18 protein-coding genes are annotated in these 25,787 nt (G+C 73.2%); 13 read left to right on the top strand and 5 right to left on the bottom strand.

The features are described 5' to 3' along the window. Positions 1 to 45: 45 nt before the first annotated feature. Complete coding sequence (locus WMF19_RS11950) at positions 46 to 1,497, top strand: DUF6600 domain-containing protein (protein ID WP_437899196.1); 1,452 nt, start codon at positions 46 to 48, stop codon at positions 1,495 to 1,497. 45 nt (positions 1,498 to 1,542) lie between these two features. Then, positions 1,543 to 2,169, top strand: a complete 627-nt coding sequence (locus WMF19_RS11945) for a hypothetical protein (RefSeq protein WP_272101757.1) — start codon at positions 1,543 to 1,545, stop codon at positions 2,167 to 2,169. Between the two features lie 75 nt (positions 2,170 to 2,244). Here the strand turns inward: WMF19_RS11945 and WMF19_RS11940 are convergent, their stop codons facing one another. The 3 genes from WMF19_RS11940 to WMF19_RS11930 all read right to left on the bottom strand — a co-directional run bounded on the left by WMF19_RS11940 (position 2,245) and on the right by WMF19_RS11930 (position 6,471). Next, positions 2,245 to 3,843, bottom strand: a complete 1,599-nt coding sequence (locus WMF19_RS11940) for a M16 family metallopeptidase (protein ID WP_437899195.1) — start codon at positions 3,841 to 3,843, stop codon at positions 2,245 to 2,247. Next, the gene (locus WMF19_RS11935; protein WP_437899194.1) at positions 3,840 to 5,453 is read right to left on the bottom strand and encodes a M16 family metallopeptidase; all 1,614 of its coding nucleotides are present in this window, start codon (positions 5,451 to 5,453) and stop codon (positions 3,840 to 3,842) included. The genes WMF19_RS11940 and WMF19_RS11935 overlap by 4 nt, the downstream gene beginning before the upstream one ends. A gap of 160 nt (positions 5,454 to 5,613) precedes the next feature. Next, positions 5,614 to 6,471: a hypothetical protein gene (locus WMF19_RS11930; protein WP_437899193.1), complete on the bottom strand. Its 858-nt coding sequence runs from the start codon at positions 6,469 to 6,471 to the stop codon at positions 5,614 to 5,616. Positions 6,472 to 6,961: 490 nt separating this feature from the next. Here WMF19_RS11930 and WMF19_RS11925 point away from each other — a divergent pair, with 490 nt between their 5' ends. Both WMF19_RS11925 and WMF19_RS11920 read left to right on the top strand, forming a co-directional pair. Beyond that, positions 6,962 to 10,882: an RHS repeat-associated core domain-containing protein gene (locus tag WMF19_RS11925; protein WP_437899192.1), complete on the top strand. Its 3,921-nt coding sequence runs from the start codon at positions 6,962 to 6,964 to the stop codon at positions 10,880 to 10,882. A 226-nt stretch (positions 10,883 to 11,108) separates the two neighbouring features. Continuing rightward, the gene (locus WMF19_RS11920; protein WP_437899191.1) at positions 11,109 to 13,553 is read left to right on the top strand and encodes a hypothetical protein; all 2,445 of its coding nucleotides are present in this window, start codon (positions 11,109 to 11,111) and stop codon (positions 13,551 to 13,553) included. Here WMF19_RS11920 and WMF19_RS11915 read toward each other — a convergent pair. After that, positions 13,550 to 14,065: a hypothetical protein gene (locus WMF19_RS11915; RefSeq protein WP_437899190.1), complete on the bottom strand. Its 516-nt coding sequence runs from the start codon at positions 14,063 to 14,065 to the stop codon at positions 13,550 to 13,552. The two genes, WMF19_RS11920 and WMF19_RS11915, sit on opposite strands and share 4 nt — an antisense overlap. 364 nt (positions 14,066 to 14,429) lie before the next feature. Between WMF19_RS11915 and WMF19_RS11910 the strand changes: the two genes are divergently transcribed. The 9 genes from WMF19_RS11910 (at position 14,430) to WMF19_RS11870 (ending at position 24,874) form a co-directional block, all read left to right on the top strand. Next, positions 14,430 to 14,780: a hypothetical protein gene (locus WMF19_RS11910; RefSeq protein WP_437899189.1), complete on the top strand. Its 351-nt coding sequence runs from the start codon at positions 14,430 to 14,432 to the stop codon at positions 14,778 to 14,780. 291 nt (positions 14,781 to 15,071) lie between these two features. Continuing rightward, positions 15,072 to 16,283: a hypothetical protein gene (locus WMF19_RS11905; RefSeq protein ID WP_437899188.1), complete on the top strand. Its 1,212-nt coding sequence runs from the start codon at positions 15,072 to 15,074 to the stop codon at positions 16,281 to 16,283. Further along, positions 16,280 to 17,353 (top strand): hypothetical protein, encoded by a 1,074-nt coding sequence (locus WMF19_RS11900; protein ID WP_437899187.1) that lies wholly within the window; start codon positions 16,280 to 16,282, stop codon positions 17,351 to 17,353. The genes WMF19_RS11905 and WMF19_RS11900 overlap by 4 nt, the downstream gene beginning before the upstream one ends. Before the next feature lie 118 nt (positions 17,354 to 17,471). Further along, a complete protein-coding gene (locus tag WMF19_RS11895) occupies positions 17,472 to 17,594 on the top strand; it encodes a hypothetical protein (protein ID WP_437899186.1) in 123 nt (40 codons plus the stop codon). Then, positions 17,594 to 18,094 (top strand): LysE family transporter, encoded by a 501-nt coding sequence (locus tag WMF19_RS11890; protein WP_437899185.1) that lies wholly within the window; start codon positions 17,594 to 17,596, stop codon positions 18,092 to 18,094. The genes WMF19_RS11895 and WMF19_RS11890 overlap by 1 nt, the downstream gene beginning before the upstream one ends. Before the next feature lie 89 nt (positions 18,095 to 18,183). Continuing rightward, positions 18,184 to 20,466: an iron-containing redox enzyme family protein gene (locus WMF19_RS11885; RefSeq protein ID WP_437899184.1), complete on the top strand. Its 2,283-nt coding sequence runs from the start codon at positions 18,184 to 18,186 to the stop codon at positions 20,464 to 20,466. 9 nt (positions 20,467 to 20,475) lie between these two features. After that, a complete protein-coding gene (gene asnB / locus WMF19_RS11880) occupies positions 20,476 to 22,482 on the top strand; it encodes an asparagine synthase (glutamine-hydrolyzing) (protein ID WP_437899183.1) in 2,007 nt (668 codons plus the stop codon). After that, positions 22,479 to 23,444, top strand: coding sequence for a diiron oxygenase (locus WMF19_RS11875; RefSeq protein WP_437899182.1), 966 nt, complete (start codon positions 22,479 to 22,481; stop codon positions 23,442 to 23,444). Before asnB ends, WMF19_RS11875 begins: the two co-directional genes overlap by 4 nt. Next, positions 23,441 to 24,874: a phospholipase D-like domain-containing protein gene (locus WMF19_RS11870; protein WP_437899181.1), complete on the top strand. Its 1,434-nt coding sequence runs from the start codon at positions 23,441 to 23,443 to the stop codon at positions 24,872 to 24,874. The genes WMF19_RS11875 and WMF19_RS11870 overlap by 4 nt, the downstream gene beginning before the upstream one ends. A 5-nt stretch (positions 24,875 to 24,879) precedes the next feature. Here the strand turns inward: WMF19_RS11870 and WMF19_RS11865 are convergent, their stop codons facing one another. Then, a complete protein-coding gene (locus tag WMF19_RS11865; RefSeq protein WP_437899180.1) occupies positions 24,880 to 25,668 on the bottom strand; it encodes a CPBP family glutamic-type intramembrane protease in 789 nt (262 codons plus the stop codon). Positions 25,669 to 25,787 lie beyond the last annotated feature (119 nt).

The raw sequence follows: 25,787 nt of genomic DNA, 5'->3' as shown, positions 1-25,787 counted from the left end.
GCCAGCCCGACCTCTCCCTGGCACCCCCTTCCAGAAGGACCCATCATGCTGCCGATGCCTCTCCCGCTGTCCTCTTCCCCCTCGCGCCCTGCCCCCGCGGCGCCGGGCATCCCCGGGGCCCGGCTCCGCCGGCTCGGCGGCGCCCTGCCGCTGCTCGCCGCGCTCATCGCCGCGCCCGCGAGCGCCGCCGCCCAGCCCGCCGAGGCCGCGCCGGTCCAGGTCGATGTCCGCGTGAGCGCGCAGGCGCAGATCGAGGCGGACGAGTACGAAGACACCGACCCGAGCGCCCTCGTCGAGTTCCAGCAGCCGCTCGCCGCGTACGGCACCTGGGTCGACGACCCGAGCTACGGCACGGTCTGGGTGCCCTCCGCTGTCGTGGTCGGCCCCGATTTCGCGCCCTACCAGACAGCGGGCCACTGGGCGCTGACCGACGACGGCGAGTGGCTCTGGGTCAGCGACTACACGTGGGGCCACATCCCCTTCCACTATGGCCGCTGGGTCTGGATCTCCTCCCACGGCTGGGCCTGGATCCCGGGACGCACGTACGCCCCGGCGTGGGTCGTCTGGCGCGTCGGTGACGCCGGCTACGTCGGCTGGGCCCCGATGCCGCCGACCTACACCTGGAGCAGCGGCGTCGCGGTCTCGCTGTGGACCGTCCCCCCTGCCGCGTACGTCTTCTGCCCGACGACGCACGTCTTCCACCGCCACGTCCACACGCACGTCATCCGCGATCGCGAGGTCGTCCGGCGCATCGCCGCGCACTCGCACACCTACAGGCCGGCGCGGCCCACCGCGGGCAGGCCCGGGCGCGCCGACGTCCGCCCGGGCGGCGACGGGGGCGCGGGCCGCTCGAGCCCGTCCCACGGCATCCGTCCTGGCGGCTACCGGCCGGCCTCGCCGTCGCTCGCGGAGGCCGGCGTCCCCTCCTCGGCCGCGCCGAGGCACCGCGACAGGCCGGATCCTCGCGCCCTCGCTTACGCCCGCAGGAGCACGACGCCGAGCGCACGCCTCGCGGCCCCGCCGGCGCGCCGTCCGGCGTCGCCCGCGGGCGACGACCGTCGCGCGGCGCCCGCGCTGCGCACGCCGCTCCACCCGCGGGGCACGCGCGACGGCGACGCTCCGGCCCCGGTCGCCAGGCCGGGCCTCCCGGCGCGGGGCGTGTCCGACGCGGGCGCGCACCGCGCCGGCGCGAGCCCATCCCACCGGCCCTCGCGGCCGGCGGTCACGCCGGCGTCGCCCCTCCCGGCCCCGGAGACGCCGGCCTCCCCGGCGCCGCGCCCCGTCGGCACGCCGGCCGCCACGCGCGACCTCCCGCACCGATCGCCGTCGGCCACGGCACCGCGGCCGCTGCCGCAGGCGACGCCGGCGCCGCAGCCCGCGAAGCCGCGCGCGCTCCCGAGCGCGCCGTCGTCGCCGCCGCGCCCCAGGTTCCACCTCCCGTCGGGCCCGGCTCCGGGGAAGACGGCGCCGGCGTCCGGTCGCCCGCGGTCGAGGTAGCGCTTGGTCCACGTCTTGCGACGTCCACGAGCAGGAGAAGATCCGATGACTCTTTCCGCTGACTTTGTGAAGCGTCGTTCACTGGGGCTGTGGTCGTTCCTTCTCGTCGCCGCGCCCCTCGCCTCGGCCGGTTGCATCATCGTCGACGAGGACGGCGACCACGATGGCCATCACGTCCACGATGACTGGGACGACGGCGACGACGGCAGCGTTCCCCCGCCGCCCGCGGACGACGTGCGGCGCGTCGCCGTCGACACGGACGCCACCCTGAGCACCGAGCCGGGCGAGGGCGTCGGCATCTTCGTCGAGTACACGGCGGGCGGGACGTGGACGCTCTGGACGACCTGCGACACCAACACCTCCAAGGTCGTCTGCAGCTTCGATCTCTATGCCTCGGTCGACACGTCGTCCGAGCTCATCGACCTCGCGGGGATCGAGATCGAAAAGACGGACGAGACGCGCCTCGTGGACATCGGCGTCGCGTATTTCCACGCCGAGACCGGCTCGGACATCGACGCGATGACGTTTGCCACCACCCCGGGCGCCGTCGTCCGGCTGGAGGCCCACCTCGACGGGGCGCCGGAGCCCCGCTTCGTCTACTGGTTCGGCGACGGCGTCCTGCACGAGGGCGCGCCCAGCAACCCGATCGACTTCAAGCCGACCGCGCCCTGACGGCGCGATCCTGACGCTCCTCCCGCTGCCCGCGCGGCGGGAGGAGCGCCCGGCGAGGACGCGCGCCGCCCGGGGCTATTTCTTCGGCTGGATCGGCTGCCCCTCGACGTCCCACGCCTCCGGTTCACCGAGGCCGATCGCCTGGAGCTGCGGCAGGATCTCCTGCCGCGGTCCCACGACCACGACGGTCGCCCCCTTCGGATCCACGGCCCTCGCGAGCTCCGCAAGGGTCGCCAGCGTCGCGCCCTGCCGCGCCTTGCTCGCGTCGCCGTCGAACGTCTCCGGCAGCTCGAGCCGCGCCAGCGTCCCGAGGCGCTGCGCGGTGCGGTTCACGGTCTCGTAGGCGGAGACGAGATCCGCGCGGTCCTGCGCCTGCACCTTCGCCAGCTCGTCACGGGTCAGCCCGGAGTCGGCCATCTTGGCGAGCTCGGCGAGCATCTCCTTCAGGGCGGGTCCGGTCGCCTCGGTGACGACCGAGGCCCGCGCCACGAACGCGCCCGGCAGCCTCGTCTCTGTGAACGCCGAGCCGGCGCCGTAGGACCAGCCGTGATCCTCGCGCAGGTTCTGGTTCAAGCGCGACGTGAACGAGCCGCCGAGCGCGGAGTTGACGAGCTGGAGCAGCGGCCGCCGAGGATCGCTCGCGGCGACCCCCTCCCGCACGGCCGCGATCACCGACTGCGGCGCCCCCGGGCGGTCCACGAGCACAAGCCGCGGCGGCTTCCAGGCCGGCGCGGCGGCCGCCGCGCCCTGCGCTGCCGGCGCGGCGCTCGCCGTGGCGCCCTTCGTGGCCGGCGCGGCGCCCGCCGTGGCGCCCTTCGCGGCCGGCGCGGCGCCCGCCGTGGCGCCCTTCGCCGACCACGCCCCGAGATCGCGCGAGAGCGCCTGCTGCAGCTCGTCCCGGGTGATGTCGCCGACCACGGTGATCACCGCGCGGTCCGGGCGCCACGCCGCCTTGTAGAACGCCTTCACGGCCGGGAGGCCGATCGACTTCGCGTCCGCGACCAGGCCGTCGACGGGGTGCCCGTACGGCGTGCCCGGCCCGTGGAGCGCGGCCATCGAGACCAGCCCCGAGACCCGCGTCGCGTCGTCGCCGCGCTTCCTCAGGTCGTTCTGCCAGAGCTCGCTGACGCGCTTCCACTCCTTCGCCTCGAACCGCGGGCGCGCGACCACGTCGGCGAGCAGCGAGAACGCCTTGTCGAAGTTCTTCTTCAGCACGGAGAGCGTCGCGACGCTGCCGTCGGCGCGCGCCCCGACCGAGAGCGTCGCGCCGAGGTCGTTGATCGCGCTGGACAGCTCCACCGCGCTCCGCGTCCCCGCGCCCTCGTCGAGCATGTCCGCGGTGATGTGCGCGAGCCCCGCCGCGCCCTTCGGATCGTCCGCCGCGCCCGACGCGACGGAGATGGCCACGGACACGATCGGCAGCGTGTGGCGCTCGAGCAGCCACACCTTCGAGCCGTTCGGACCGTCGAGCACCACCGGCGCCGGCGGCGTGAACGGCTGCGGCTTCGGCAGCTCCGGCTTGGGGCCGAGCGGGTCCGCGGGCTTCGCGGCCGCCGGCGGGGCGCTCGGACGCGGCGCCTCCGCCCGGGCAGCGGACTGCGCCGGCGTCCTCGGCTCGCAGCCGAGGACCGCGGCGACCAGCGCGATCATCGCGCCTGCGTGTGTCGCTCTCATTTCGTCACCGCCTTCTTCGCCTCTTCGCTGCCCTTCGGCACGACCCGCAGGATCACCCGGGCCTCGGGATCCAGGGTGCTCTTCGCGTACGCCTGCAGCGACTCCGCGGTCGCGTCGCGGTAGCGCTTCAGATCCTGCTCCACGAACCCGGGCTGGCCCTTCGACGTCTCGTACCGGTTGAGCATCGAGGCCCGGCCGGCGACCGACTCGAGCGCCGTCACGAAGGCGGTCTCGTACTGGTTCTTGGCCCGGTCGAGCTCCTCGCGGCTCAGCTTCGCGTCCCGCACCTTGGCGAGCTCCGCGTCGATGGCGGCCTCGACCTTCTCGAGCGGCACGCCTGGCCGCGCGATCGCCTCGACGGTGAACGTCGAGCCGAGATCGCCGGAGTGCTGCACGGCGCTCACCTCCTGGGCGAGCTGCTTGTCGTAGACGAGGGCCTTGTAGAGGCGGCTCGCCTTCCCCTGCTCGAGCGCCGTGGCGAGGAGGTCGAGATCGGCGTCGCCCGGCGCGTACTGCGGGGGGCTGTGCCAGGCCATGACCACCTTGGGGAGGTTCACGTTGTCCTCGATCGTCTTCCGCACGACGCCGCTCAGCTTCACCGGCGCGGGCGTCGTCGCCGCGGGGACGGGCCGCTCCGGGATGCCGCCGAAGAACCGCTCGATGAGATCGCGCGTCTTCTGCGCGTCGAAGTCGCCGGCCACGACGAGGGAGACGTTGTTCGGCACGTACCACCGCCGGAAGAACGTCGTGACGTCGTCGACGGTCGCGGCCTGGAGGTCCTCGTGCGAGCCGATCACGGGGTGGTGGTAGGGGTGTCCCTCCGGGTACATCAGCGAGGGCATGAGGAGATCGACCTTGCCGTAGGGCTCGTTCTCGCTCGTCTGGCGGCGCTCGTTCCGCACGACGTCGCGCTGCGCGTTGAGCTTCGGGAGGTCCATGCTGTCCGCGAGCGACGAGAACCGATCGGCCTCGAGCCAGAGCAGGAGCGGCAGCGTGTGGGCCGGCGCCACCTCGTGGTAGTCGGTCCGGTCCTCGCTGGTCCACGCGTTGTTCCAGCCGCCCTCGGCCTCCATCCACGCGTCGAACTGCTTCGTGGGGACGCGGTGGGTGCCCATGAACATGAGGTGCTCGAACAGGTGCGCGAAGCCGGTGCGCCCCGGCTCCTCGAACCGCGAGCCGACCTTGACCATGAGGTTCAGGGCGACCATCGGCAGCGCGTGGTCCTCGTGGAGGATCACGGTGAGGCCGTTCTTGAGGGTGTACTTGGTGAACGGGATGTCGAGCTTCGGCGCCTGCGAGGCCGCGGACTGAGGCGCGGTGGGTGCGGACGCCGGGGCGGCGGTTGACGCGGGCGCCGGGGCCGCGGCCGGTGCGGCCTTCGGAGCCGCGGCTGGCGCGGCCTTCGGAGCCGCGGCTGGCGCGGCCTTCGGAGCCGCGGCTGGCGCAGCCTTCGGAGCTGCGGCTGGCGCAGCCTTCGGCGGTGAGGACGTGGCCTCGGGCGGAGCTGCTGGTGCGGGCTTCGGCCCGGACAGAGAGAGGGCCGCGGCCACGGCGGCCAGGATCGGCCCGGTGGAGCGCGGGAGCGGCGGGTGACGCGCGCGGGTCTGCATGAGCCCGAGGGTTGCGCCGGTCGCGGGCGGAGCGCAAGCGGGCGGGAGCATGGATACGGAGCCGCGCCCGGCCAACGGGTGTGGTTGTCAAGTTGTCACGGAGGACCGACGCACCGCAGATGCGGAAAGAAAGCGCGGCGCGGACGGGGGATGGCCGGGCTTACGCTGGCTGAGCGCCGGCCGGGGTCGCGGGCGTTGCGGGCGGAGGCACCGCCCCCGGCTTTGCTTCGACCGGCTTGCTTTCCGCGGCCTTGCGGGCCTTCTCGCGCCGCGCCGCCACGCGCCGACGCCGCTGGTAGGCGCTCGTGACCTCACGGACGATCTCGGGGTGGCGCCGGAAGACGTGCGCTGCAGTCTTCCGGATGGCGGCAACGCGGTCCACCATGAGGTGCAGCACCTGGTTGCGGATCGTCGTCGCGGCGGCCGTGGCAACGCCTTCGGGGACCGTCTCCATCGTTCGCCGTTGCAGATCCTCCGCGAGCTTTCTGGCCTCGGCGATGAGGCGCACGTCGAACTCCTCGTCCGCCTCGACCAAGCGGTCCTTGAGCGCCTCCGCGAGCCCCGCGTAATCGCGGAGCGCCTGGGACAGGGCGCTCGAGCGCTGGCCGTCCTGCGCGTGGAACTCCTTGATTCGCGCGAGCTGCGCGTCGGCGGGCTCGTCGACGTCGTCGTCCAGCAGGAACTCGAGCGCCGACTCGAGCTCATCGACGACGAACCGGGCGCGTTCTCCGACATCGGTGACCGCGGGATCGACGATGAGAAGCAGCCGCGTCTGCGCCTCCTGCACGGCGTGAACGATGGAGAGCAGCTCCTCGCTGGTCGACGCGGGCAGGCGGTTCTTGACCCGCTTGAGGCCGGGGCGATCGCCGTCGGGCTCCCAGTACTTCTCCACGAACGCCGCGGCGGCGACCGCCTCGCGCACGGCGACGTCATACGGCACCTTCAGCGGGTTGTCGGTCCGCCCCGTCTCGGCGGCGGCCTTGACCCAGCGATCGTAGTCCTTTCCCTGCTTTGCCATGGCGATTGCTTGTTCCCTCCTCCTGCGTCCCGCGCCTCTCCGGCGCGGCGCGAAGCAGCAAGGATGAGCTCGCTCGCGGAGATGTCCAGTACGAAAGGGGCTGATCCGGATGCGGGCCGGGGACATCCGGTGCGGTGGGGTAGAGCTGCGGTGTCAGGATGGCGGTGGGCGCGTCCGGATGGCGGAGGGCGTGTCCGGATGGCCGGGCGGCGTGTCCGGATGGCGGCGAGGCACGTCCGGATGACGGGCGGCGTGTCCGGATGGCCGGGTGGCGTGTCCGGATGGCGGCGAGGCATGTCCGGATAGCCGGGGGCGCGTCCGGATGGTGCGGGCATCGGTGCCGACCGAGCTTCGCCTCCCGTGCACGCAACCGTGGACACGATCCCGGTTGTGGACGCGGGCGAGACTCGGTTGACACCGAGGCGGACCCGGAGGGCGTGTCTATCCGCGGGAGCCACAGCGTGCTCGAATCCCCGCCGGAGGTGCTCCCATGGCGCGCACGGCCCCCGTACCCAACATCCCTGCAATTCCCGGCATGAACCCCGGCGTCTTCGTGATGGGCGGCGGGGGCGCTGGCGGCGGGAGCGGGGCGGGCGGCGGCAACGGGTCGAAGAACGGCCAAGGCTCCGATGGGAGCAACGGCGGCAGCGGCGCCGGCGGCGGCGGCAAGGGCGCTTGCGGCTCGCCGGGGAAGGATGGCGGCGGGTGCCCGCAGCACCACGGCGGCAAGAACAGCGGCGCGGCGTCGCACGGCGACCCCATCGACGTGATCACGGGCCGCGTGTTCACCGCGCCCATCGTCGACCTCGAGCTGAGCGGGCCGCTGCCGCTCGAGATCGCGCGTTCCTATTCCACGACGAGCCGCGAGCGAGACATCGGCCTCGGCCACGGCTGGACGCACACGTTCGCGTGGGAGGTGGAGCTGCGCCGCGGCGGCGGCGCGATCGTCTGGACCGAAGACGGTCTGGACGTGCCCTTCGGGGTCGTCGAGCGGGACACGGGGGTGATGGGGCCGCACGGATGGGTGCTCCACCGGCACGAGGAAGGGTTCGCGCTCGACGTGCCCGACGGCACGCGGCGGATCTTCGCGCCGGACCTCGACGACCCGGCGCGCCGGCGCTTCCGCCTCGCGGCCGTCGAGGATCGCGCCGGCAACCGGATCACGCTCCACTACAGCGGGGCATCGCTGTCGCGCATCGTCGACTGCGTGGGCCGCACGATCCGTGTGGTGACGACACGCGAGGGGCGCATCGCCGCGCTCGAGGTCGTGTGCGCCTCCGGACGGGTCGTGCGCTTCGCGACGTACGAGCACGACCCCGCGGGGAACCTCGCGAAGGTCACCGACGCGGACGGCCACGCGACGGCGTACACCTACGACGACGACCATCGGCTCGTCTCCTACCGCTTGCCGACGGGCATGATCTTCTTCTTCCGCTACGACAACGAGGGTCGCGGTATCGAGTCGTGGGGCGAGCCCGAGAGCGGCGCCGACCCGTGCCTCGCGGACGATCTGCCCGAGCTCCTCGCGGACCGGAGCACCAAGGCCAAGGGCATCCACCACGTCAAGGTCGAGTACGGCCCTCACGGCTTCAGCCAGGTCGCCGATGCGGCGTGTACGTTCCGGTACGTCGGCAACGAGCACGGCAAGGCCGACAAGGCCGTGATGAGCGGGCGCGTCTTCGCCCGGACCTACGATCGACGCGGGCACCTGACCTCGTACACCGACCCGATGGGCGCGACCACGCGCTGGGAACGCGACCTGTTCGGCAACGAGACGCGCATCGTCGATGCGCTCGGCCAGCAGACGTGCATCGAGCGCCTGCCGAATGGCGACATCACACGGATCGTCGATCCCGACGGCAACGAGACGGTCGTCGAGTATCTGAAGGACGCGATCCTCATCAAGGATCCCACGGGCGCGCTGTTCGAGGTGCGCTACGACACGCGCGGGCTTCCCATCGAGACGATCGCCCCGAACGGGCGGGGCCGGCGTTACCGCTACGACGACCACGGCAACGCCGTCGAGGCCTCGGACGAGCGCGGCGTGGTGCTCTGGCAAGCGACCTTCGACGAGCTGGGGCGCTGCACCTCGTTCCGCGACGAGACCGGCGCGGTCACCCGCTACCGCCACAGCACCAATGGGCTGCTCCTCTCGGTGGAGGAGCCGGGGGGGCTCGTGTGGCGGTTCGAGCGGGACGGGCTGGGCAACGTGATCGAGGAGATTGACCCCAGCGGCCGGCGAACGGTCCTCGTCCGGGGAGGCACCGGCTCGCTCGCCGAGGCGCGGCTACCCGATGGGAGCACCGTCCGCCTGCGCTACGACCGCAAGGAGCGGCTCGTCCGCATCGTCAACGCGCGCGGCGAGACCTATTCGTTCGAGCTGGGGCCGACCGGCTTGAAGGAGCGCGAGCGCACCTTCGACGGGCGCGAGATCAGCTACGACCACGACCTCGCCGGCCGCGTCGTGCGCGTGGCGTTCGCGGGCGGCCACGAGATTTTCCTGGAACGCGACGTCCTTGGGCGCGTCGTGAACCGGACGCGCGCCGACGGGACCGAGGAGACGTTCGAGCACGACTTCCGGGACGACGTGCTGGCCGCCGAGACGCCGTCCGGGAGGGTGGAATTCGTGCGCGACGCCGCGGGAGCGATCATCGAGGAGCGGCAGATCGTCGACGGCGAGGTGTTCGATGTCCACGTCGAGCGCGACGCCATCGGCCTTCCCGTGCGCCTCCGGACGTCGCTCGGCCACACCGCGGAATGGCGCCGCGACTACGCGGGGCGCAGCTTCTCGCTGCGGCTCGACGGGGCCGAGGAGATGCAGGTGCGGCTCGACCTCGCGGGGCGCGAGATCGAGCGCGCGCTGTCAGGCGGCGGGCGCATGCTGCTGCGGTACGATGTCGCCGGCAGGATGATCGAGCGGTGCGTCACCTCGCCCGCGCTCGAGCGGCCGTTGCGGCCGGGGGAGCCTGAATGGGTGGGCGCGCGGGAGCCGGCGGCGACCGTCGATCAGCGCATGGAGTACAACCCCTCGTCCGAGCTCGTGGGCATGTGGGACGCGCAGTACGGGTGGACCCGCTACCAGCACGACGCGATCGGGCAGCTCCTCGCCGCCGTGCCGGAGGGCGCACGCGGCGAGCTCTTTGCCTACGACCCAGCGGGCAACGTCCACGACGCGAGCGGAACCGGCGCGGGCCGCGCGTACGGCCCGGGCGGCCTGCTCGTGCGCGACGGCGCGACGGCGCTCGTCTGGGACGAGTTCGGCAGGCTCGCCGAGCGGCGCACGCGGACCGAGACGGGCGAGCGCGTCACGTCCTACGAGTGGGCGGAGGCGGGCACGCTGTCCGAGGTGGTCCTGCCCGACGGGAGCAAGGTCAAATGCACCTACGATGCGTTCGCGCGGCGGCTCAAGAAGGAGGTCTACCGGCGAAGGGCGGATGGACGGTGGGCGCTGCTCCGGCGCACGCGGTTCTACTGGCACGGGAGCACGCTGCTGCACGAGATCACCGAGGCCGAGGGGGTGAGGTTCGAGCGGCGGTACTGCTTCGACGACGGCGGCGAGCCGCTGGCGCACCGGGAGATCGTGCGGCGCGACGGCGAGACTCGTGAGGGGGCGTGGATCTACTACGTCAACGACCTGGCCGGCTTCCCGGAGCGGCTCATCGGCGGCGACGGCCAGGTCCTCGCCGAGATCGCCAGGACCGCGTGGGGCGACGCCGCGGTGCGCGACGGCGCGCGGGCGGCGACGCCGCTGCGGTTCCTGGGGCACTACGCCGACGCGGAGACCGGGCTCCACTACAACCGCTACCGGTACTACGATCCGGCGCTGGGGCGGTACATCTCGCCTGATCCGGCGGGGCCGCTCGGCGGGCTCAACACGTTCGCCTACGCCAGGAACAACCCGCTCGACTACGGGGACCTGCTCGGGCTCGTCTACTCGCGCATCGTCGACAACAGCACCCGGCCGGCGACGGTGCTGTACGAGGGGTACAACGTCACGGAGGGCGCGAACAAGACCCCGAACCAAGGGGGGCACATCCCGCATGACTACCACCGCAAGCATTGCGCTGAAACGCAAGCGATACAGCGCATGAAGAACGACATCCTCGATGAAATCGACAAAGAACAGGGTGCCGCTGCGAAGCGGGGAACGAAGAAGAACCCGTTCATCCCGATGTCCAGAGACGAAAGACAAGCGGAGGCAACCCGGAGGCTAAAAGCCCGGTTTGACAACCCGAACATCTCGATCGAAACGTTTCAGGACAAAGACGGCGACCGCGTCAACCCTTGCGACCTCTGCCAACAAATGTTCGCCGATCTCGGGATTGGCCACGCGGTCGTCGGCGAAGAGGGGGAGCGCGGCCAATTCGGCCACTATAGACCAAGACGTCAAGGGCGCCGAAAGAAAAGATAGTGTTCGCAACTAGGAGCGCGCGATGGAGGAAGTTTTCTTTGGACAGAGCCAGCACGGAGCATTCGAAGCGCTTCGAGCATGGTGTAAAATGGGCTCTCCCGCGGCGTGTGTCGTGTTCGGGCCTACCGGCGCCGGGAAGACTACGACCATTGCTCGGTTTCTCAGGTCCATTACGGAGCCCGACACGCGGAAGGTAGTGGTCCGGGCTGGACGAGTCTTTGGCACGATGTTCGAGCAGGAGGTATTGGCGCAGCTCGCGGCCAGCCTGTGGCCCGGTGATGCACCATTCACCGATGACGTGGACGAGCTCTGCGCACGCCGCCTGAACCGGATCGCTAGCTGGGATGCCGAGAATGGCAAACCGCCCGTCATCATCGCCCTGCTCGGGCTCGACACGTGTGTCGACTGGCCAGACGATCCCGACGCTTCCGTCCTCGGCGAGCCGGGGCCTTCGGTGCACGTGCTGGTTGGGGTCTCAGGCACGCGAGAGATGGCCGAACAGTGGGCGGAGCGGCTGGCTTTTCGTCATGACAATGTAGCCTACATTGCCGTAGAGGGATTCAGATTGCATGAAATTGCCCCGGCTCTGCGCGATCGGCTCGCCTGGGCAGCGCTCGACGGCCCTGGACCGCGCGCGTATGTCGAGGAACTCCTCGCATCGCTGCGCGCGCGCAGCGCCTCCCGCCTCGAAGCCCTGCTGTCGATCCTGGCTCACGCCTTCGCGCCGCTCGGCACCTCCGACGCAGCGCAGCTCCTCGATGTCGAGGAGACCGATGTCACGGCCTGGCTCGACGCCCACGGTGAGATCATCGATCCCCTGATTGAGCGCTGCGAGGGCGACGCGCTTCGCTTTCGTCACGAGGCGCTGCGCGCCGCATGGGAAGCCGCCGACGGGCAGCGAACCGCCTCCTGCGAGCGACGGTTCGCAGCGGCGGCGCGACAGATCGTGCTCGCACGCGCCAGCGGCAGCGCTCAGGAGCTCCGCGCCGGCGCCTATCTCCGCCGTTACGCCGGAGCGCATCTGCTCGCGTCCAAAGCGTCCGATGCCGAGCTCCTCGCGCTCTGCGACCCGCGCTGGGCATGGCCATGCTCACGCGAGGACCTCGCCGCGCGCCGAGAGGACTTGCGATGGGTCCGGCAGAAGCTCGCCGCGCACGTCGAAGACCCGGGCGCAGGCAGCGCGTCGCCAGACGCGATATCTCGACTCGTCCGCGTGGCGCTCTCGCAAGGTGCGTTGGCGACCCTGCACGACGCATGGAGAAAGAGAGACGAGTGCTGGGACGGCCACCCGATCGAAGCCCCATGGGAGGGCACGGCGCGGGCGCTCGCCGTCGCGTTCTTCGGGCTCGCGGAGCATGCCTCTCCTCTGCTGCGTGAGCGCCTCGCGGCGCGCGCGCTTGACGTCGTGCGGCGGACCGGTGCGGCGTGGCGCGGCGATGCATGGGAAGACACGCAGGCGCTTCTCACAGCAGCACGCGCCGCATCGGGCGACGACGCAGCGACCTTCGCGCGCTGGGCGGTCGCGGCGACATGGCGCGGGGAGAAAGGGCCGGACCGGTACTTCGACGTGTGGCTCACTGCCGCCGCCTTCCTGCCCGCTTCCGAGGCCGATGTGCTCCTCCAGCAGGTCATCGAGCGCGCGAGGTCGAACCCGAACCCTGGATCCACGCTCGGCTGCGCGGGGAGGGCGCGAGGGCTCCGCCGTGAGCACGCGCTCACCCTCTTTCATGCGGCCATGTCGCTGCCGCCGCGGTCGCGGGCGAATGCGCTGGCACCCCTCCTGCCGCGCTTGCCCCCTGAAGAACGCGCCGTCGCTATCTCGGTATCGTTCGAGGCGGTCGTCGATCTTCTCGACGTGGAAGGCGAGAGGCTCGACTACGAAGGATATGCCGAGGCGCTGGCACCGTATCTCGATTTGCCAGAGCTCGTGAGGTTGCTCGACGAGGCGTCGCACTTCATGGGCCCGGCGCTTTCGGCGCGGTTCGCGGCGCTCGGTGAGCCTGCACGTGCCCTCGAGGCGATCGAGCGGCTCTGCTTCGAGGGCATCGACAGCGCTCGGCCGCTCTTACGGGCCGCCGCGCTCGCGGGCGGCGGCCCGCTCGTCGACGCCGCTCGCCGCATGGTGTCGACCGTCAAGCCGGAGTGGGTCCCGGTGGTGCTCGTCCGCGAGCAGCCGTCGGCGGCGATCCAGGTGCTGGGCTTCGAGGCGGCGCTCTCGATCGCAGAGAACGAGAGCGACGAGACGTCGCAGTACGCCCGCATCGCAGCGTTCACCTCGCTCTGCCGCGTCGCGCCAGAGGCGTCGCGGCCGTCCCTCGCCGCGCGCGCTGTCGCGGCGTACCGCGAGGACTCGGATCCGGACGCGCTGGGAGGGCTTGTGGACTGCGCTCCCTGGCTGTCGCTCGAAGACGCCGCGTGGCTGTTCGCCACCAGCCTCGGGAACACGGGAAGCGGGGACACGCTCAAGTGGACGCTGGGCCGCTGGGGCGGCGTGGGCCACCTCGCGCGCCTCATCGCGCGCATCGGCGGCGACGACGCGCTCGCCGCCGCCGCGGATGTCCTGCCCGAGGCGCTCCGGTGGGCCTCGCAGGCGGAAGCCGCGGGACGCCCCCAGGGCGGCGGGGCGTGCTCGGAGGGAGAGCGCGCTTGTCCAGAACGAGACGGATTCTAGTTCAACCGCACGAGCCGCCCCACGAGACGGAAGAGCCCCCGGGACACGGCGTTGATTCTGCCGCCGATCACCTCGATGTCGCCGCTCTCCTGGATCCGGAGCGCGCCGAAGCCCGAGCGGAGCAGCACCTCCTTCATTCCCTCGATAGAGATCTTCTCGGCGTGAAGGCGGAGCTCACGCGGCCGCCGCGTCCTGAGCGCCGCGATGACCTGCGGCTGCTCCCCCGCGCGGATCTCGACGAGCACGGCGTCGCCGTTCGCGCGGGCATCCTCGATCACCTCGAGATCGACCTCGGGCGCGATCTCGGCGGAGACAGGCCCCTTTGCACCGCGGGCGAGGATCACGGCGCTCCGCGTCTTGCCCTCGATCGATACGACGCGCGCCGTGCACGTCGGCACGGCGGCGATCGCCGGCGCGTCCCGCTCCGGGAGCGCCGCCGCCGTCCCCTCGACGATCTCGTCCAGGGTCACCCCTGCGGCCGCGATCTCCCCGGCGGCTTCGCTCGTGCTCACCGCCTGCACAACCTCCGGAGAGGCTTCCTCCGCCCCGGATCGACGGCTCGATGCGCTCATCAAGGCACTTCTATCACGTTCCTCAGCGCCTCAACCTGCAGCACCCGGGGACGTCTGAGCTGGCGGACCGCCCGGTGCCGCAGCCAGCGACCGCCACCTCGCGACCCGCCGCATCGAAGCACAGCCTCTGCCATCGTCCAGGCGTCTGGGTTGCCGAACCGCCGGTGCGCTTGACAGCTCGAAGGAGCTCGGGCTTGCTCCGAGCTCCCGCCGGAGGTGGGGCCGCACGGATGGGTGCTCCACCGGCATGAGGAGGGGTTCGCGCTCCACGTGCCCGGCGGCGTTCGCCTCGCCTGGATGAACCATGGCGATCGCGCTGGTCGTGGGGCTCCTGCTCGGTTATTTCGGATCGATCCCGGCGGCGGGTCCGCTGGCCGTGCTGCTGGTGGCCGCGGCGCTCGCGGGGCAGCCCCGGCGCGTCTTGCTGCCCGCCATCGGAGGAGCCCTCGCGGAGGGGCTCTCGGCGCTCGCCGCGGCGCGCGGGCTCGGGTGGGTCCTCGAGGCGCACCCCGCGATCGATCGCACCCTACGAACGGGCGGCGCGGCGCTCGTCGTGGCGATGGGCCTCGCCCTCGCGCTCGCGCCGCGTCGAGCAGGGCGTACACGACGGCCCCGCCGCGACCGCCGACGGCGAAGCGCCCGCAGCTTGCCGTGAAGAACCCTGCGCGCCTGGGTAATGCATTGCTCTCCGTGCAGCGGTCGCCGCGCTGACCGCTTCGCACCTCGCCCCCGCGAAGAAGTCGGAGCGTTCGGAATTCTCGGAATTTTCGGAAGCGCGGCGCGCGCTCCGGCAGCGTGTCGCAGGGCACAACGCGTGCTTGATCGCCGCCGGCGCCCGCAATGCGCCTGGTGAATCGCTCGCGTACAGCGCGGGCGGCTTTGCCGCGTTGTAGCTCCTTTGCCTCGTGAGGGTGCTTTGAGACGACGTCTGCCTCGGATTCACGCGTTGCTCGCCCCCTTATCGGCGGCGATGCTCTGGTCCGCGCCTGCTCGCCCCGGCGAGCCGCCGCAGCTCTCCTGGGACAAGCCGGTTCGCTGCATCCAATCGCCAAACGGCGGCGCGGTGCGCGTTCAATGCGAGCCAGGCCCGGAGGGCGAGCGCTGCCTCGTCGCGCCCGATCACCTGGCCTACGACGGCGGCGCGCTCGACAAGGTGCAGCCGTGCAACGTGGTTGAAGACGCCTCGGCCTACCGGGCCCTGACCGCGCGCGGCGCCCGCCTCGTCGCCGCCATCGCCGAGGCGCCGCCGGGCTACGCGCGCTCGGCCGACGGCAAGGCATTTCAGGTCAAGTTCGATCTCCTGAACCGGCTTTACCTGGGCGCGTCCTGGCTGCCCACGTTCCATGGAAACAACGGGCTCCCCGTGCCCGCGAGCTTCCCCCTGGGCCGCGGGAGGGCAGAGGCCGGCATCCACGTGAGCGTGCTCTCGACGCGCTCCCGCGCCCGCCATGACCTGCGCATCCTCGAGGGATCGGCCACGTTCGACGATCTCGAGCTCTCCGGGGTGCTCCTCAGCTACGATTACCAGCACCTGCACCGGCGGCCGGCCCACTGGCTCAGCACCTTCGTCGGTAAGCCGCGGCTTTACCCGATCTCGCCGCGGATGGGCTGGGGCTTCCGGGTGGTGTCGGTGAACGACCGCCCTCCCGCGCGCCGCGACACGCTCGACGTGGAGTTCGGCGAGGTCCATCTCACGTGGAATCCGTGGCAGTCGAACGACATGTACAGCCATGTCCGGTTCGAGGCGGGCGCCGATCTGGGGGAGTACTGGGAGCACCGATCGGAGATCGACGACGGCCTGGACACCGGCGCTCTTTACGTCGGCCCGACGGGCGCCATCAAATCGCGCTTCAGCCTCGGCGAGGGCGGCCTCCACGCGCTCTCGACCGCGTTCACCTACCGGCGCCCGAGCATCGCGGCCGGGAGCGGGAGGGGAGCGGCGATGAACCGCATCGAGGCCACGGTCGCCTACGAGGGCATCCTCCTCGCGATCAACGATCAGCCCATCTCGCTGCGGCTCGCCGCGATGGGGGTGAGCCGCAACGACCTCGACAGCGATGTTCGCGACGTGGAGATCAAGGCCGCCGCGGGCCTGCGAGTGTCGTTCTGGGCTCCCCCACGGGTGTTCGAGCCGATGCCCGTCTTCGAGGACCCGTGACGGCTCGGCGCCGCTTCGCCGCGCTGCTCGTCATGGCGGCGGCCGCGGCGCTCTCCCCGCGCGCCGGCCGCGCTGAGCCTGCGCAGGAGGGCGCCGGCCGCGCCGAGCCGGCGCAGGAGGGCGCCGGCGGCGGCGATACCGCTGTTTCCGAGGAGGGCCGGCGCTTCCGCGTGCGCTTCGACCCGGCGAGCCGGGTGTGGCTCGGCGTCGCGTCCGCGCTGCACCGGGGCGCGGGCGGGGCGATCGAGATCGAGCCCGAGATCGACGCGGGCCTGTCCTACCGCGCGCGCAGCGTCACGGGCTCCGGGCCGGGCCGCGTGATCTGGCAGTCGGATCACCGCGTCCTCGCCGGCCGGGTGTCTCCGACGGGGCAGGCGCTCGACGGCGTGCCCGCGCTCGACGGCGTGCCCGCGCTCGACGCGGCGCTGTACGGCGCATCGTTCCTGCGGCACGACGAGTCGCCGCGGGTGGTCTTGCCGATGTCGCCGCCGATCGCGGTCCCGTTCCCCTTCGACATCGGCGTGGAAGCCGAGGTGGGCCGGGTGAGCATCCCCTCGATCCCGCAGCGCCGGGGCGACGGAGCGCCGGCGCCGATGGTCCGGCTCGGCGTGGCGCGCGCCACGGCGATCCTCGATCCGTGGCGCACGGGCGAGGCGGGCCGCAGCTTCGAGATCGGGCTCGGGGTCCGTTACGACGTCGACGCTTACTACGCCGAGTCCACCTCTCCCCGGGCCGCGCCCGCGCGCCGCACGCTCGGTGAGCCCAGGGTGGTCCACCGGATCGCACCCATGACCGCGGGCTCGCTGCGGCTGCGCCTCCAGAGCGGCGACGGGCTGACGGTCTTCGATGGTCGAGGCGACGTCGTCCCGCACTGGACGAGCGAAGGGCGCTGGCGTGTCCTTGTGCGCTCGGCCGCGCACGCCGAGAGGATCCTTGCCGCGATCGACGATCAACCCATCGCCGCGGTGCTCGAGGGCGAGTACCGGCTGCTGCCGCCCGCCCTGGATGTGCAGGCGGTCCACGATCTGCGCGTGAGCCTCGGGCTCGCGTTCACGCTGGCGCTGCGTTAAGGCGACGACCGGGTTGAAACCGCCTGACGACCGCGTCTCGCCCCCGCGCCCATCGCCCGCGGCGCGCCGCGGGCGATCCTTTGCAGCTCACCGCCGCACCCCTCGCTTCGGATGAACCATGGCGCTCGCGCTCGTCGTGGGGTTCCTGCTCGGTTATCTCGGATCGATCCCGGCGGCGGGGCCGCTGGCCGTCTTGCTGGTGGCCGCGGCGCGCTCGCGGGGCAGCCCCGGCGCGCCTTGATGCTCGCCATCGGAGGGGCCTTTGCCGAGGGGCTCTGGGCGCTCGCCGCAGCGCGCGGGCTCGGGTGGGTCCTCGAGGCGCACCCCGCGATCGATCGCGCCCTGCGGACGGGCGGCGCGGCGCTCGTCGTGGCGATGGGCCTCGCCCTGGCGCTCGCGCCGCGGCGCGCCGCCGAGGCGCCGTCCTCGGGGCGAGCGACATCGGCGCTCCTGACCGGGTTCGTCCTCGTCGCGCTCAACCCGTCGTTTCTGGCGTCGTGGATCGCGTCGTGCGCCGTGCTCCGCGCGTACCCTGCCCTCGCGCCCGCGGTCGCGCCGGCCCACGCGGCCGCGCTCGCGGTGGGCGCCGCCATGGGCGTTGTGAGCTGGTTCGCGACGCTCGGGCGCTTGCTGGCGCGCTACCGCGAGCGGCTCGGCGCATGGCACGGGCGCCTTGTGCGCGGCCTCGGGTGGACGCTGGTGGCGCTCGGGCTCGCGGGGCTCCTGCAGCGGCTCGCGTGAGATCCGTGCCCCGTGTGGACGCCGGTCGCGCGCACGCATAACGTCGTTCGGATGGGGGTAGGCGCCGGCAGCCTGCGTCGTCCGGTCGTATGAACGCCCTTCCTGCCCCGGCATCGGACCGCGCGGCGAGCCCTCGGTCGCGCGCCTCGGACGCGTCGCCGCGCACGATCTACCGCAGGCTGCGGGCCGGCGAGCCGGCCCCCGAGGATCTCGCGGGCGAGCCCGCGCCGGAAGCCGCGGCCCCCGACGGCATCGAGGCGTTCTTTGCGGCCCTGACCGCGCTCCGCGACGAGGACGAGCGATGCGGCGCGCCAGGCGACGAGGACGCCGACCCGGCGCGGGTCCTGCTCGGCTACGCGCCGACCGCGCTGCTCGACGGGTGCTGGCTCGCCGCGGCGGTGCGCGTGCGCCACGCGGACAGCGCGCTCGGCGCGGCGTGCCTCGACGCGTTCTATCTGGAGTGCGGTGAGGGCGACCCGGCGCGGCACCACGGCGCCCTGTACGGCGCCGCGCTGGCCGCCGCGGGGCTCGCGCTGCCCGATCTCGCGAGCCCCGCATTCGAGCGCTCGGTCTGCCTCGCCGACGCGGACTTCGCGCTCGCGATCCCGGGGCTCCGCACTGCGCAGCTCGGGGCCGCGAGGCTGCCCGAGGCGCTGGGCCACCACGCGGCGGCCACGGTGCTGGGCCCGCCCGCCGCGGTGCGCCGAGCCGCGTCGCGCGCGCGCTGCGACGGCCTGTATTTCGCCGAGCACGCGGAGGGCGCGGAGGCGGCCCGCCGGGCCCGCGATCTCGCGCGACGGTGCCTCGAGGCGCACGCCGCTGGCGGGGCGCCGGACTGGTCGCGCGTGTGGCGCGGCGCGTGGTCGCTCTGGGCCGCGCGGCGCGCGTGGCTCGCGTCGCTCCGGCCCGCCGCCGCGCCGTCCGCGTGGGAGGCGATGCTGGCGCTCGTCGAGGCGAAGGCGCGCCACGCGTTCGGATTTCACGGCCGCGTCCGGCTCGACGGACAGGCGCTGGACGGCGCGCTCGATCCGGCGCGCCTCGACGCGCGCGGCATCCTCCTGCGCCTCGCGCGCTCGCCATGGATCGTGCCGGGGAGGCCCGACGAGAGCCCGCTCGTCACCCGCTCTGTGCAGTTCGGCGGCCCGATGTTCGGCGTGTTCACCGACGCCGAGGTCGACGTGATGCGCGCCTGGATCCGCGCGCTGATCGAGGCGCCGGAGCCTCCGGCCCCCGTCCGCGCGACGCGCGGCGCGGACGAGCGCGCCGGCTCGCCGCGCGTCGCTCACGACCACGACGGGGCCTCGATCGACGGGAATGGTCGAGGATCCACCCCTCGCGCGCAGGTACGCGCAGGGCTCCCGCTGCCGGAGCTGTACCACCGGCTGCTCTGCGCCCGCGGGCCCGGGGACGTGGACCGCGACGCGGGCGAGCTCGCGCAGGCGCACGTCGAGGCGGTGCTGCGAGAGGTGCACGGCGAGGTGTCCCCCGCCCGGCTCGCCGCGGATGGGCGCTGGCCCTGGTCCGCCGCGGGGCTCTCGCGCTGGGTCGACGCGCGGCTGCGCGAGCAGATCTTCGAGGAAGGGCACGCCCACGCGCAGTCCACGGCGGGACCGCATGCGGCCCCACGCCCCGCGCGCGGCCACACGCAGCCCACCGACGACGCGGGCATCGCGCGAGAGCTCACGCGCGACGAGGTCGTCTGGCTGCTCACCCAGCTCGCGCCGGCGGCCGTGATCGACGGCGCCTGGCTCCAGGGCGCGACCGCCCCCGGCGCGTTCCGCACGCCGGTCGCGGCGCTCCTGCTCCGGATCTACCGCGACGAGCTCGGCGCGGGCGTGCCCGCCCAGCACCACGGCAACGTGCTGCGCAGGGCGCTCGCGGAGCAGGGCGTGACGCTGCCGCCGTGCGACGCGCGCGCGTTCATCGAACGGGCCGACTTCCTCCCGCAGGCGTTCTCGATGCCCGTGCTCTGGCTCGCGTTCGCGCAAGGGTCCATGGATCTCTGGCCCGAGCTGCTCGGCCTCAACCTGGCCATCGAGATGGCCGGCATCGGCCAGGGGTACGCGATGGCGGCCTCGATCCTGCGGCGCCACCGGATCGACCCGTACTTCTTCGACCTGCACAACACCATCGACAACGCCGCGTCGGGCCACACCGCGTGGTCGATCGAGGCCATCACCCGGTTCATGGACGCCTGCGCGGCGCCCGGCGACGCGCTCGCGATCGAGCGCGCAACGCTGCGGATCTGGCGCGGGTACGCGGCGTACGCGCGCGCGAGCCGGCCGCTCGTGCGCGCCGTCGCGGTGCGCCTCGGCCCACGGCTCGGCTGGCGCTGGCTCCGGCGACATCTGCTCGGGGACACGGGGAGGTAGCGATCGATCATGTGCGGCATCGTCGGAGCGCTGGATCTCGCCGGGCGACGCACGTTCGATCCGGCGCGCCTCGACCGCATGGCGGCGAGCGTGCGGCACCGCGGCCCGGACGACGGCGCCTCCTTTTCAGCGCCAGGGATCGCCATGGCCACGCGGCGCCTCGCCATCGTCGACGTCGCGGGCGGCCGCCAGCCGATGGCCGACGCGAGCGGCCGCGTGTGGGTCTCGTACAACGGCGAGCTGTTCAACCACGCCGAGCTGCGCCGCGAGCTCGCCGCGCACGGGCACGCGCAGCGCACGCGGTGCGACACCGAGCTGTGGCCCGGGCTCTACCTCGACGCGGGCGAGGGCGCATTCTCCCGCGCGCGAGGCCAGTTCGCCGTGGCGCTCTGGGATCGCGAGGCGCGCACGCTGCTGCTCGGCCGCGACCGGATCGGGATCTGCCCGCTCCACTACGCGGTGGCGGACGGCTGGCTCCTCTGGGCCTCGGAGATCAAGGCGATCCTGGCGAGCGGGCTCGTGCGCCCCGAGGCCGATCCGGCGGGGATCGACCACGTCTTCTCGCTGTTCGCCGCGGGCACGCAGCGGACGTGCTTCCGCGGCGTGCGCTCGATCTGGCCCGGGCACTACCTCCGCGCGCAGGGCGGCGCGGTGGAGCAGCGGCGCTACTGGGACCTGGATTTCCCGGCCCAGGGCGAGGAGCGGCGCGTCGCCTCGCTCGACGCGCTGATCGAGGAGACGCGCGCCTGCCTGCGCGACGCCGTGCAGCGACGCCTCGCCTCCGACGGCCCGGTGGCGACATACCTGAGCGGCGGGCTCGACTCGACGCTGGTGCTCGGCCTCGCCCGGGAGGCCCGCGGCGACGCGCCCATCGCGTCGTTCACCGTGGGCTTCGACGGCGCCGGGCCCGACGAGCGACGCCGCGCGACCCGCAGCGCGGCGCGCCTGGGCGCGCGGCTCGAGACCCTGGTGCCCTCGCCAGCGGAGATCCTCGAGACCCTCCCGCGTGTTGTGGAGGCCGCCGAGGGCCCCGTGATGGACACGGCCGACGGGTGCGTGCTCCTGCTGGCGGAGCGCGCCGCGCGCCGGGGGTTCAAGGTCGTGCTCACCGGCGAGGGCGCGGACGAGGCGATGGGCGGCTACGTCTGGCACAAGACCCACCGCGCCATGGAGCGCCTCGCGCGCGTCCACGCAGCCTTGCCGCGCGCGATCCGAAAAACGCTGGCCGAGCTCGCGGCGCCCGGCACACCCGCGCCCACGTTCCAGGACCATTTCGGCGACGTTCGCCCGAGCCTCCTCGACCTGTACGAGCCGCTCTCCCGCGCGCGCTGGCTTTTCTATTCGGATACGATGGCCGAGCGCGTCGCGGGCCACGATCCGTTCTCCGAGCTCGACATCGCACCAGCGCGGATGCGCCGCTGGGATCCGCTGAATCGGTCGCTCTACGTGGAGTACAAGCTGATGCTGGCCGGACACCTGCTGGTGGGCAAGGGCGACCGCGCGGCGATGCGCTCGGGCGTGGAGCACCGCTACCCGTTCCTCGACGAGGCCTTCGTCGAGCTCTCCAGCGGCCTCTCGCCCCTGTACAAGCTCCGCGGGCTGCGGGAGAAGTGGCTCCTGCGCGAGGTGGCGCGGCGGGTGCTCCCGCGCGACGTCGCCGACCCGCCCAAGGGGATGTTCAAGGCCCACGCGCTCTGCGCGCTCGGGCCCCAGCCCCGCTGGATCGCGCAGCTCGTGAGCCCCGAGTCGCTGCGAAAGACGGGCTATTTCTCGCCCGCGAAGGTCGCGCGCGAGCAGCGCTTCCAGCGGCTCCTTCCCGCGCTCGCCCCGCGGCGGATCGTCGCCGACGGGAGCTACACCGCCGTGGTCACCACGCAGCTGTGGCACCACCTGTTCCTCGGCGGCGGGCTGTGCGAGCTGCCCGCGTGGTCGCCGCCGGCGCCCGCGGCCGGCCCGGCGCCCGTGGCAGCAGACGAGCGCGCGGTCGCGTCGATCGAGAGGACGGTCCCATCGTGAGCCTCCAGCTCTCCGCCGATCCCGCGCTCCACGGCCACGAAGGCAACCCTCGCACGCCGCCCCACGACCAAGAGGCCGCCGCGCGCGAGGACCGGCTCCACGCGGCGGTGCGCCGGCGCTGGGACCGCATCGACTGGACGCGCCCGATCCCGGCCGATGCGCTGGTGATCCCCGAGGCGCACTACATGGACGTCGCGGGCCTCGGCCTCACGGAGCGCCAGCGCGTCGCGATCAACCGGCTGTTCGCGTGCTTCACGTGCGAGCTGTTCATCCACTTCGAGGGCTACGTGATCCGGTACCTCGAGCGGTCGGCCCACCGCGCGCCGTACCTGTCCGCGCCCGTCATCGCCCGCTTCGTCGCCGAGGAGCGCACGCACGCGGAGATGTTCCGCCGGCTCCTTCACAGGCTCCGGCCCGATCTCTACCCGACCGACGCGGCGCCGCCGCGCTTCCTGCGCTGGGGCCGCGGCGACGACGCGGCGCTGCGCCTGGCCCCGGCCGGCACGTTCTTCCTGCTCGCGTGGTACTTCGAGGAGATCACGCTCTTCGTGCCGCGGGCGATCGAGGCCCGGCCCGACCAGAGCGCGGCGCTCGTCGCCGAGATCATGGCGCTGCACGCGCGCGAGGAGGCGCCGCACGTCGCCGTCGACGAGCGCGTGCTCCTGCACCTGAACGAGCGCTGTCCGCGCTGGATCGCCGCGATCCAGACGGCCCTCGCGCTGCCCTTCCTCGTGTACGTCGACGGCGTGGTCGGCGACGCCTGGCGCCGCCTCGTGGCCTCGGCCGGGAGCGAGCTGGGCCTCGACGCATCGCAGCGGCGGCGGCTCGGCGCGCGCGCCCCGACGCAGTCCGATCGCTGGGGCACCGAGAGCTTCACGCGCAAGCTGGAGGGCCGCGGGCTCACGGGAGCGCGGCCCCTCTGCTGGGCGCTGCGCCGCGCGCTGCGCACGGACGCCGCGTGAGCTCCGGGCTCGCGTACATCGGCGACAGCCACGGCATCCTCTCCGCGTGCCGCGACCTCATCGAGGCCGCCGAGCAGAGCGTCGTCCTGCAGATGTACCTCTTCGCGGCGAACGGCGACCAGACGACGCTGCTGCCGCGCCCGGGCGCGTTCCCCTACGCCGACACGGTCGCCGACTGGCTGATCGCCAAGAAGCGCGCGCGGCCCGACGCGACCGTCGTGGTGATCCTGGACAGCAACACGCCCGCGAACCCCGCCCTGACGCGCCGCCGCGGCGCGCTGGTGCGGAGGCGCCTCGCGGACGCGGGCGTCCTCGTGCTGAACGCCTGCCTGTTCGGCGCGCGGTTCGACCGGCGCCGCCGGCTCCTGCCCCGGATGAACTTCCACCTCGACCACGCGCGCATGCGCGTACCGATCGAGGACTGGGTCGAGCACCAGAACCGCTGGCAGGTGCTGCACAACGTCGAGGACCACCGGAAGAACCTGGTGATCGACGGCGGGCGCGCCGGCGCGATCACGTCGCACAACTTCATCGACGCGGCGTTCGACTGGCACGAGAACCTGTTCTGGCTCACGGGCGCCGTGGCCCGCCGGCTCTGGCGCGTCGCGATGGCGGCGATCGACGAGGCGCTCACCCTCCCGCAGGCGATCGGCGACGAGGGCCGCGCCGCGCTCCACGCGCTCGTCGCAGGCGCCGCGCGCGCCTCGCACGCCGCGCGCGGGCCCGACGCTCTCGGGACGGAGGGCGCCTCCCCGACGCCAACGCTCGCGCCGGTGCCAGGGTACGCCGGCGGCCTGCGCGTCCCCCTCCCCCCGCCCGGCGCGCTCACCGTCGCGGGCGACGAGACGTGCGCGCTCGTCGAGCACGAGGCGATCCGCGCGCGCCTCGCGGAGCTGTTCGACGGCGCGGCGGCGGGCGACGAGCTCCTCGTCGCGACGACGTACCTCTCGGACCTGCCGGTGCTCGATGCGCTCGAGCGCGCGGCGGCGCGCGGCGCCCGGGTGCGCGTGCTGATCGACTCCATCGACGCGCTCCCGCTGCCCCCCGCGGCCGCGTGGCTCATCCGCAGCCTGGTCAACCACCACGGGATCACCCGCGCGATCGAGGCCGAGGCGCGGTGGCCCGACCGCTTCGCGCTGCGGGTGCACGACTCGCGCGGCGGGGCGATGATGCACCTCAAGACCGCGGCGCGGCTGGGCGCTCGGCCGATGCTCGTGGGCGGCCAGGCCAACTTCACGCCCAACTCGTTCTCGCGCGCCTGGCTCGAGACCGACCTCGAGACCCGCGATCCGGCCTTCGTGGCCGCGTTCGCGGCGCACTTCGAGCGGCTCTGGGAGCTGCCCGCCTCGCGGCGCACGTCGAGCGGCCGGGGGGCGTGGGCGCGCTCGGCGCTGCTGGGCGCGTTCGAGCTGCTCGGCCTCCGGCCCTGACGCGCTCAGCGGAGCATGCCGATCACCAGGGCGGCGATCGTCGCGTCCGCGACGATGTGCGCGAGCACGGGCGCGAGGAGCCCGCGGGAGCGCTGCCGCAGGAGGCCCAGCATCACGGCCCAGCTGCCCGCCAGGAAGACGCCGAGCAGCCCCCGCGGGAACCCGTGCGCGTGCTGCGCGCCGAACGAGGCGGCCTGCAGGACCACCGCGACGCGCGCGCCCCACGCCGCCGCGAGGCTGGGCTGGAGCACGCCGCGCCAGATCACCTCCTCCAGCGTGGCGTTCAGCACGGCGAAGACCGCGCCTCCCGCGATGAGCACCGGCGTCGACACCTGGAGCAGCTCCGAGCCGGTGATGTCGCGGAGGTCGGGCCGGGCGAACGCGAGCCACCCGACGAGCGCGACCGGCGTGACGCCGCCGACGAGCGCCGTCCAGCGCTTCGGGAGCCCGCCGGCCGCGCGCCAGCCCTCGGGCGGACGCAGCGCGGGCGCGAGCCGCGAGAGGCCGCCGTAGGCCGCGAGCGCAAGGACCATGGCGAGCTGCCAGACGACGCCGAGGCGCATCGCCACAACGATGCACGCCGCGAGCGCCGCGACGGCGCGCGCCGGCCCCTGCGCCACGCGGGCCGCGAGCAGCGCTACGAGGACCGCGGCCGCGGCGACGGCGAGCGTCGCGCGCGGGAACGCGGGCGCGTCGAGCGCGGCCTGGAGCGCCAGGAGGCCGAGGGAGACCAGGCTCAGCGCGCGGTCGGCGCGCGCCTTCGGCTCGGAGAGGGCGGACGTGGGCTCTTGCATCGGGATCGCGCGGACGAGTCCGATCTACCTGGTTCCACCCGCCGGAGGTCCGGACAGGGATCCGGACAGAGAGTTCAACGCAAAGGCGCAAAGGCGCGAAGGCGCAAAAAAACAAATGT

The organism is Sorangium sp. So ce124 (genome assembly GCF_051525235.1).
GTDB classification, from domain to species: domain Bacteria; phylum Myxococcota_A; class Polyangia; order Polyangiales; family Polyangiaceae; genus Sorangium; species Sorangium atrum.
The sequence above is the reverse complement of the archived record's forward strand: the minus strand, read 5'-3'. Positions and strand labels throughout refer to the sequence as shown.

Excerpts from the sequence above, each read along its gene's own strand:
- WMF19_RS11885 (WP_437899184.1), top strand. The coding sequence starts at position 18,184 with ATGAACGCCCTTCCTGCCCCGGCATCGGACCGCGCGGCGAGCCCTCGG.
- asnB (WP_437899183.1), top strand. The coding sequence starts at position 20,476 with ATGTGCGGCATCGTCGGAGCGCTGGATCTCGCCGGGCGACGCACGTTC.
- WMF19_RS11865 (WP_437899180.1), bottom strand. The coding sequence starts at position 25,668 with ATGCAAGAGCCCACGTCCGCCCTCTCCGAGCCGAAGGCGCGCGCCGAC.
- WMF19_RS11930 (WP_437899193.1), bottom strand. The coding sequence starts at position 6,471 with ATGGCAAAGCAGGGAAAGGACTACGATCGCTGGGTCAAGGCCGCCGCC.
- WMF19_RS11910 (WP_437899189.1), top strand. The coding sequence starts at position 14,430 with ATGGCGATCGCGCTGGTCGTGGGGCTCCTGCTCGGTTATTTCGGATCG.
- WMF19_RS11895 (WP_437899186.1), top strand. The coding sequence starts at position 17,472 with ATGGCGCTCGCGCTCGTCGTGGGGTTCCTGCTCGGTTATCTCGGATCG.
- WMF19_RS11935 (WP_437899194.1), bottom strand. The coding sequence starts at position 5,453 with ATGCAGACCCGCGCGCGTCACCCGCCGCTCCCGCGCTCCACCGGGCCG.
- WMF19_RS11945 (WP_272101757.1), top strand. The coding sequence starts at position 1,543 with ATGACTCTTTCCGCTGACTTTGTGAAGCGTCGTTCACTGGGGCTGTGG.
- WMF19_RS11940 (WP_437899195.1), bottom strand. The coding sequence starts at position 3,843 with ATGAGAGCGACACACGCAGGCGCGATGATCGCGCTGGTCGCCGCGGTC.
- WMF19_RS11950 (WP_437899196.1), top strand. The coding sequence starts at position 46 with ATGCTGCCGATGCCTCTCCCGCTGTCCTCTTCCCCCTCGCGCCCTGCC.
- WMF19_RS11920 (WP_437899191.1), top strand. The coding sequence starts at position 11,109 with ATGTTCGAGCAGGAGGTATTGGCGCAGCTCGCGGCCAGCCTGTGGCCC.
- WMF19_RS11925 (WP_437899192.1), top strand. The coding sequence starts at position 6,962 with ATGGCGCGCACGGCCCCCGTACCCAACATCCCTGCAATTCCCGGCATG.
- WMF19_RS11890 (WP_437899185.1), top strand. The coding sequence starts at position 17,594 with ATGCTCGCCATCGGAGGGGCCTTTGCCGAGGGGCTCTGGGCGCTCGCC.